General features: G+C 60.4%; 7 protein-coding genes, 1 tRNA gene and 1 pseudogene. All 9 read right to left on the reverse strand.

Annotation, left to right across the window (positions count from 1 at the left end):
* Window positions 1-205 precede the first annotated feature (205 nt).
* Window positions 206-4315 (reverse strand): DNA-directed RNA polymerase subunit beta, encoded by a 4110-nt coding sequence (rpoB, locus tag QPK27_RS18670; protein ID WP_290419679.1) that lies wholly within the window; start codon window positions 4313-4315, stop codon window positions 206-208.
* 299 nt (window positions 4316-4614) lie between these two features.
* Window positions 4615-4992, reverse strand: a complete 378-nt coding sequence (gene rplL / locus QPK27_RS18675) for a 50S ribosomal protein L7/L12 (protein ID WP_211518321.1) — start codon at window positions 4990-4992, stop codon at window positions 4615-4617.
* A gap of 69 nt (window positions 4993-5061) precedes the next feature.
* Window positions 5062-5601 carry a 50S ribosomal protein L10 gene (gene rplJ, locus QPK27_RS18680; protein WP_290419680.1) on the reverse strand — a complete coding sequence of 180 codons (540 nt, stop codon included), beginning with the start codon at window positions 5599-5601 and terminating at the stop codon, window positions 5062-5064.
* A gap of 273 nt (window positions 5602-5874) precedes the next feature.
* Complete coding sequence (gene rplA, locus QPK27_RS18685; RefSeq protein ID WP_290419681.1) at window positions 5875-6576, reverse strand: 50S ribosomal protein L1; 702 nt, start codon at window positions 6574-6576, stop codon at window positions 5875-5877.
* Window positions 6576-7007: a 50S ribosomal protein L11 gene (gene rplK, locus QPK27_RS18690; RefSeq protein WP_290419682.1), complete on the reverse strand. Its 432-nt coding sequence runs from the start codon at window positions 7005-7007 to the stop codon at window positions 6576-6578. The genes rplA and rplK overlap by 1 nt, the downstream gene beginning before the upstream one ends.
* Window positions 7008-7116: 109 nt before the next feature.
* Window positions 7117-7743: a transcription termination/antitermination protein NusG gene (nusG, locus tag QPK27_RS18695; protein WP_290419683.1), complete on the reverse strand. Its 627-nt coding sequence runs from the start codon at window positions 7741-7743 to the stop codon at window positions 7117-7119.
* Window position 7744: 1 nt separating this feature from the next.
* Window positions 7745-8131 (reverse strand): preprotein translocase subunit SecE, encoded by a 387-nt coding sequence (gene secE, locus QPK27_RS18700; protein WP_290419684.1) that lies wholly within the window; start codon window positions 8129-8131, stop codon window positions 7745-7747.
* A 36-nt stretch (window positions 8132-8167) separates the two neighbouring features.
* Window positions 8168-8243: transfer RNA gene (locus tag QPK27_RS18705), tRNA-Trp, on the reverse strand.
* A 109-nt stretch (window positions 8244-8352) separates the two neighbouring features.
* Window positions 8353-8415, reverse strand: a pseudogene (locus tag QPK27_RS18710) (elongation factor Tu); the annotation flags it as partial.

Raw genomic sequence — 8415 nt, forward strand, 5'->3', positions numbered from 1 at the left:
TACTGAATACTACTACCGCCAGCTTCTCGCCGATTTTCGCCGGCGTTTGCCCAACCCGCTAGTTTACCCTAAAAAGCGTCATCCCCGCGCTGGCGGGGATCCAAGTTTGCCGGCAAACCACCGGGCTTAGGCCCCAGGCTGCCCCGGGGCGACGACTCGAAGGTCGCGGAACCAGCCCGAAGGCTGGCGGCCATGCAGGCCCTGCTTAGTTGCGCTCGAGATCGATGTCGATACCCAGCGAACGGATTTCCTTGACCAGCACGTTGAACGATTCCGGCATGCCGGCGTCGATCACGTGGTCGCCCTTGACCAGGTTCTCGTACACCTTGGTACGGCCGTTCACGTCATCCGACTTGACGGTCAGCATCTCTTGCAGCACGTACGATGCGCCGTACGCTTCCAGTGCCCACACCTCCATCTCACCGAAGCGCTGGCCACCGAACTGGGCTTTACCGCCCAGCGGCTGCTGCGTCACCAGCGAGTACGGACCGGTCGAACGGGCGTGCATCTTGTCGTCGACCAGGTGGTGCAGCTTCAGCATGTGCATGAAGCCGACGGTGACCTTGCGCTCGAACGCTTCGCCGGTGCGGCCGTCGAACATGGTGACCTGGTTCTTCGACGGCGTCATGCCCAGATGGGCAGCGATGTCGTCCGGGAACGCCAGGTCCAGCATGCGGCGGATGTCTTCCTCGTGGGCGCCGTCGAACACCGGGGTCGCGAACGGCACGCCGTTCTTGAGGTTGCTCGCCAGGCTCAGGATTTCTTCATCGCTGAAGCTGTCCAGGTCTTCCTTGCGGCCGGTTTCGTTGTAGATCTTGCCCAGGAAAGTGCGCAGATCGGCAGCTTTCGCTTGCGCCTGCAGCATCTCGCCGATACGCCAGCCCAGGCCTTTTGCCGCCCAGCCGAGGTGGGTTTCCAGGATCTGACCGACGTTCATACGCGACGGAACGCCCAGCGGGTTCAGCACGACGTCCGCAGGACGGCCATCGGCCATGAACGGCATGTCTTCCACCGGCACGATACGCGAGACCACACCCTTGTTACCGTGGCGGCCTGCCATCTTGTCGCCCGACTGCAGGCGGCGCTTGACGGCCAGGTAGACCTTGACCATCTTCTGCACGCCAGGCTGCAGCTCGTCGCCCTGGGTCAGCTTCTTGCGCTTCTCTTCGAAGGCCAGGTCGAACTGGTGACGCTTCTCGTTGATCGATTCCTTGATCGCTTCCAGCGCGGTCGCGGTGTCGTCTTCGGCCGGACGGATGTCGAACCAGTGGAACTTGTCCAGGTCCGCCAGGTATTCCGAAGTGATCGCCGCGCCCTTGGCCAGCTTCTTCGGACCGCCGTTGACGATCTTGCCGACCAGCATACGCTCCAGACGCTCGAAGGCATCGCCTTCCACGATACGCATCTGGTCGTTCAGGTCCAGGCGGAAACGCTTCAGCTCGTCGTCGATGATCTGCTGGGCGCGCTTGTCGCGCTGGATGCCTTCGCGGGTGAACACTTGCACGTCGATCACGGTGCCGACCATGCCCGAAGGCACGCGCAGCGAGGTGTCTTTCACGTCCGACGCTTTTTCGCCGAAGATCGCGCGCAGCAGCTTTTCTTCCGGCGTCAGCTGGGTCTCGCCTTTCGGGGTGACCTTACCGACCAGCACGTCGCCGGCGGTGACTTCCGCGCCGATGTAGACGATGCCGGATTCATCCAGACGGGCCAATTGATTCTCGGCCAGGTTCGAGATGTCGCGGGTGATTTCTTCCGCGCCCAGCTTGGTGTCGCGGGCGACAACGCTCAGCTCTTCGATGTGGATCGAGGTGTAGCGGTCGTCCTTGACCACGTTTTCCGAGATCAGGATCGAGTCTTCGAAGTTCAGGCCGTTCCACGGCATGAACGCCACCAGCATGTTCTGGCCCAGTGCCAGTTCGCCCAGGTCGGTCGATGCGCCGTCGGCGATGACGTCGCCGCGGGCAACGCGGTCGCCCACTTGCACGATCGGACGCTGGTTGATGTTGGTGTTCTGGTTCGAACGGGTGTACTTGATCAGGTTGTAGATGTCGACGCCGACTTCGCCAGCCTGCGCTTCATCGTCGTTCACGCGAATCACGACACGGCCCGCATCGATGTAGTCGACCATACCGCCACGCAGCGCCTGCACGGTGGTGCCCGAGTCGACCGCCACGGTGCGTTCGATGCCGGTACCGACCACGGCCTTTTCAGGACGCAGGCAAGGCACGGCCTGACGCTGCATGTTGGCGCCCATCAGTGCACGGTTCGCGTCATCGTGCTCCAGGAACGGAATCAGCGAAGCTGCGACCGACACGATCTGGCCTGGGGCGACGTCCATGTACTGGATGCGCTCTGGCGAGACCAGGATCGTTTCGCCGGCTTCACGCGCCGACACCAGCTCGTCGATCAGCTGACCTTCGTCGTTGATCTTGGCGTTTGCCTGGGCAATGATGTAGCGGCCTTCTTCGATCGCCGACAGGTATTCGATCTTGTCGGTGACTTTCGAACCGTCGACCTTGCGGTACGGGGTTTCCAGGAAGCCGTATTCGTTCAGGCGGGCGTACAGTGCCAGCGAGTTGATCAGGCCGATGTTCGGGCCTTCAGGCGTTTCGATCGGGCACACGCGGCCGTAGTGGGTCGGGTGCACGTCGCGCACCTCGAAGCCGGCGCGTTCGCGGGTCAGGCCGCCCGGTCCCAGTGCCGAGACGCGGCGCTTGTGGGTGACTTCCGACAGCGGGTTGGTCTGGTCCATGAACTGCGACAGCTGCGACGAACCGAAGAACTCGCGGATCGCGGCCGAGATCGGCTTGCTGTTGATCAGGTCGTGCGGCATCAGGTTGTCCGCTTCGGCTTGGCCCAGGCGTTCCTTGACGGCGCGTTCCACGCGGACCAGGCCGGCGCGGAATTGGTTCTCAGCCAGTTCGCCGACGCAACGGACGCGACGGTTACCCAGGTGATCGATGTCGTCGACTTCGCCGCGGCCATTGCGCAGCTCGACCAGGATCTTGATCACGGCCAGGATGTCTTCGTTCGACAGGGTCATGTCGCCGGTCAGTTCGTCACGGCCGATACGGCGGTTGAACTTCATGCGGCCGACAGCCGACAGGTCGTAGCGTTCCGGCATGTAGAACAGGCCGTTGAACAGTGCTTCGACCGATTCTTCGGTCGGCGGCTCGCCAGGACGCATCATGCGGTAGATCGCCACGCGTGCGGCGGTCTGGTCGGCGGTGTCGTCGGTGCGCAGGGTCTGCGAGATGTAGGCGCCCTGGTCCAGATCGTTGGTGTACAGGGTCTGGATGTCGGTCACGCTGGCGTCGCGCAGCTTGCCCAGCAGCTCGTCGGTCAGCTCGTCGTTGGCCACGGCGATGATCTCGCCGGTGTCCTGGTCGACGATGTTCTTGGCCAGCACGCGGCCGACCAGGTAGTCTTCAGGCACCGAGATCGACTTGATGCCGGCGGCTTCGATGTCGCGCACGTGCTTGGCGTTGATGCGCTTGTCCTTGGTGACGATGGTCTTGCCCGACTTCGGATCGACGATGTCGAAGCGCGCGACTTCGCCGCGCAGACGCTCGGACACGAACTCGAGTTCGCCGCCGTCGTTACGCAGGGTGAAGTTGTCGAAGACGAAGAAGTTCGCCAGGATCTGCTCCGGCGTCATGCCGATGGCCTTCAGCAGGATCGTGACCGGCATCTTGCGGCGGCGGTCGACGCGGAAGAACAGGATGTCTTTCGGGTCGAACTCGAAGTCCAGCCACGAGCCGCGGTAAGGGATGATACGGGCCGAGAACAGGAGCTTGCCCGATGAGTGCGTCTTGCCGCGGTCGTGTTCGAAGAACACGCCCGGCGAACGGTGCAGCTGGGAGACGATCACGCGCTCGGTGCCGTTGATCACGAACGAACCGTTCGTGGTCATCAGCGGCAGTTCGCCCATGTAGACTTCCTGCTCTTTCATTTCCTTGACGACCGGCTTGGTCGGCGATTCCTTGTCCAGGATCACCAGACGCACCTTGGCGCGCAGCGGCGACGCGAAGGTCAGGCCGCGCTGCTGGCACTCTTTCACGTCAAACGCAGGGTCGCCCAGCACATAGGACAGGAACTCGAGGCGCGCAAAACCATTGTGCGACACGATAGGGAAGATCGACGAGAAAGCCGACTGCAGGCCTTCGTTCTTGCGGACGGACGGGACGGAATCGGCCTGCAGGAAGTTCTCGTAGGATTCCAGCTGGGTAGCCAGCAGGTAAGGAACGTTGTGAACGTTGGCGCGCTTCGCGAACGACTTGCGAATGCGCTTCTTCTCAGTAAATGAGTAGTGCATGGACACTCCGTGAGTGACAGAAAGGATGAGAATTCAGGGATTGCCAGTGGCAAGTGCCACAGCCCACATGCAATTCCTGAAGTCTCTTACTCTTTCGCGCCAGATGAAAAGGACAAGCAAACTGCTGTGCTACGATATTGCTGTGTTGCGGATGCCGCTTTTTAAGGCAGGCAAGATAAAACCGACGTTTGTCGCAGGGACGACAAAAGAGCCAAAGCCGCATTCCCCGCCTTGCGGCAGGTTTTGCAAGCTTTGACTCCCGCGCTGGGCGCTTGAATCAAGCGCCCGGTGCATATGTATTACTTCAGCTCGGCCTTGGCGCCAGCTTCTTCCAGCTTCTTCTTAGCGGCTTCAGCGTCAGCTTTCGGCAGGGCTTCTTTCACGGTCTTCGGTGCGCCGTCGACCAGGTCCTTGGCTTCTTTCAGGCCCAGACCGGTGATTTCGCGGACTGCCTTGATGACGCCGACCTTGTTCGCGCCGACTTCCGACAGCACGACGTTGAATTCGGTCTGCTCTTCAGCAGCAGCTGCGCCGCCAGCGGCGCCGCCAGCTGCCGGTGCTGCCATTGCAGCTGCCGACACGCCGAACTTCTCTTCGAAAGCCTTGACCAGGTCGTTCAGTTCCATGACCGACATTGCGCCAACTGCGTCCAGGAACTCTTCTTTGCTAATTGCCATTTGAAACTCCAAATATATAGTGTGTGTAGTACAGGTTTGGTTCTACTTGAACAAAAAGACCCGAAGCGATTACGCTTCGGTGGCTTCTGCTGCCGGAGCAGCATCTGCCGCCGGAGCGGCGCCTTCGCCTTTTTGTGCTGCGACTGCAGCCAGAACTCGTGCAAAGCCCGACACCGGTGCCTGCATGACGCCCAGCAGCTGGGCGATGAGGACTTCACGGCTCGGGATGCTTGCCAACGCGGTCACGCCAGCTACGTCGAGCGGCTTACCAGCGTAGTTACCAGCTTTCACGACCAGCTTGTCGTTGGTTTTCGCGAAGTCAGCGATGACTTTAGCGGCAGCAACGGCGTCGTCCGAGATCGAGTAGATCAGCGGACCGGTCATGGCATCAGCCAGCGGGGCAAACTGCGTGCCTTCGACCGAGCGACGAGCCAGCGTGTTCTTCAGAACACGCAGGTAGACGCCCTGGGCACGTGCGGTTGCACGGAGTTTGGTCAAGTGAGCAACCTGGATGCCACGGTACTCAGCCACGACGATGGTCTGCGCGGTTGCAACTTTTGCGCTTACCTCTTCGACGACGGCCTTTTTGTCATTCAGATTAAGACCCACGGTCAATCTCCTTAAATGATGCGGACAACATGTCTGCATCGGTTCGAACACGGCGTCCGAAGTTAAGAAGCCAATCTGACGCGGATGAACTCACGCAGCGTGGACTACAAAACTTGTTCGGGTCACCATCTGCGTTGGGTGGTCTATTAACCTCCGGCTCAACCTCTGCCTTCGGCCCAACGGTCTTTGATTGCCTGCCGCAGCGATCAATTGCTGCGACAGCCCAAAGATGCGCGCCGCGATGTTTTGCGGCGACTAAATTTTTACAGCCTATTAGGCTGCAGCAGCGATCGAAGCGTGATCGACACGGACGCCAGCGCCCATGGTCGACGAGATCGCGACCTTACGCAGGTACACGCCCTTCGAGGTTGCTGGCTTGGCCTTGTTCAGTGCGTCGATCAGGGCAACCAGGTTGCTCTTCAGTTCTTCGTCGCTGAACGACTTGCGGCCGATGGTAGCGTGGACGATACCAGCCTTGTCGGTACGGTACTGGACCTGACCGGCCTTGGCGTTCTTGACGGCCTCGGCGACGTTCGGGGTCACGGTGCCAACCTTCGGGTTCGGCATCAGGCCGCGTGGGCCCAGGATCTGGCCCAGGGTACCGACGATACGCATGGTGTCCGGCGAAGCGATGACGATGTCGAACGGCATGTTGCCGGCCTTGACCATCTCGGCCAGATCTTCCATGCCGACGATGTCGGCGCCGGCTGCTTTTGCAGCTTCAGCCTTGTCGCCCGAAGCGAAGACAGCGACGCGCACGGTCTTGCCGGTGCCAGCAGGCAGCACGACCGAACCGCGGACCACTTGGTCCGACTTCTTCGGGTCCACGCCCAGTTGCACGGCGACGTCGATCGACTCGTTGAACTTGGCGGTGGCGAATTCCTTGACGATCGACACAGCGTTGTCGAACGCGTAGACCTTGTTGCGGTCCACTTTAGCTTTGATTTCTTTGACGCGCTTGGACAGCTTAGCCATTACACACCCTCCACCGTGATGCCCATCGAACGTGCCGAGCCGGCGATGATGCGCACTGCGGCATCCATGTCGGCGGCGGTCAGGTCCGGCTGCTTGGTTTTTGCGATTTCTTCAGCTTGAGCGCGGGTCAGCGTTGCAACCTTGTCGGTGTGCGGCTTGGCCGAGCCCTTGGTGATGCCAGCGGCCTTCTTGATCAGGAAGGTTGCCGGTGGGGTCTTCATCACGAAGGTGAACGACTTGTCGGCGAACGCGGTGATCACGACCGGGATCGGCATGCCTGGTTCCATACCTTGGGTCTGGGCGTTGAACGCCTTGCAGAATTCCATGATGTTCAGGCCGCGCTGACCCAGTGCTGGGCCGATCGGAGGGGATGGATTTGCCTTACCAGCTGGGACTTGCAGCTTGATAAAGCCAATGATTTTCTTTGCCATGAATGGCTCCTAGATTGGCATTGAGTAGTAGCGCCCCACCGCGACTACTCGCAGGCGGGGCTCCTCTGTCGGATTCCGCCTGACTGCTGCGACGTTCCGATCGGACGTTTTAGACTTTCTCTACCTGCCCGAACTCCAGTTCCACCGGAGTTGCGCGGCCGAAGATGGTGACAGAAACACGCACCTTCGATTTTTCGTAGTTGACTTCCTCGACGTTGCCGTTGAAGTCGGTGAACGGGCCTTCCTTGATGCGGACTTGCTCGCCCACTTCGTACAGCACTTTCGGCCGCGGCTTTTCGACACCCTCTTGCACCTGCTGCATGATCTTGTCGATTTCGCGGGCCGGGATCGGGGTCGGCTTGTTGCTCTTGCCGCCGATGAAGCCGGTGACCTTGCTGGTGTTCTTCACCAGGTGCCAGGTCTCGTCGGTCATTTCCATCTCAACCAGCACGTAGCCCGGGAAGAAGCGGCGCTCGGAAACGGCCTTGGTGCCGTTGCGCATCTCGACAACTTCCTCGGTCGGCACCAGGATCTGGCCGAACTGTTCTTGCATGCCGCCGCGCTCGATACGCTCGGTCAGGGCGCGCATCACGCTCTTTTCCATGCCCGAGTAGACATGGACGACGTACCAGCGCTTGTTGCTGACCGGGACGCTCAGCGGAGCGGCTTCCGGCGTCGCACCAGCGTCTTGTGCCGGAGCATCGCCCGGCACTTCATCTTGTACGTTTTCGTTCATATTATTTCCAGCCCAGGACAAAGTCGTACAACAGGAGCTCGAGAAGCTTGTCCGTGCCCCACAGGAAAATCGCCATCACGACCACGAAGGCGAACACGATGCCGGTGATCTGCATGGCTTCGCGGCGGGTGGGCCAGACGACCTTCTTGGTCTCGCGCACCGACTCTTTGGCGAAGCTCAGGAAATCGCGACCAGTAGTGGAAGTCCACAAAAGCAGGACAGCAAAAACTAAACCAGCCACGAGGGCGCCTGCGGCGACCAAGGCTGGTTTGTTTTGACCGGTCAGATAAAAGAACCCGACCACGCCTGCAATCGTTGCAACCACCGCCAGCGCAACCTTGAACTTGTCATTCGAGGTGCTGACAGTTTGCACGGATTGATTAGACATTCTTCTTTACTTTCGGTGCCTGGCACCAGAATTCGGTGGCAGGGGCGGAGGGAATCGAACCCGCGACCTTCGGTTTTGGAGACCGACGCTCTGCCAATTGAGCTACACCCCTACGAAAACTTTGCTGCTGAATCCAGCATTATACAGCAAGCGCGCGCTTGCTGGCAATGCCGATCGAGGGGAAGTGGAAGTGTTTCCACTCCCCTCTGTCGCCTGATGAATTAGGCGATGATCTTGGCAACCACGCCGGCGCCGACGGTACGGCCGCCTTCGCGGATTGCGAA

This window comes from Massilia sp. YIM B02443 (assembly GCF_030411955.1).
GTDB lineage: Bacteria > Pseudomonadota > Gammaproteobacteria > Burkholderiales > Burkholderiaceae_D > Telluria.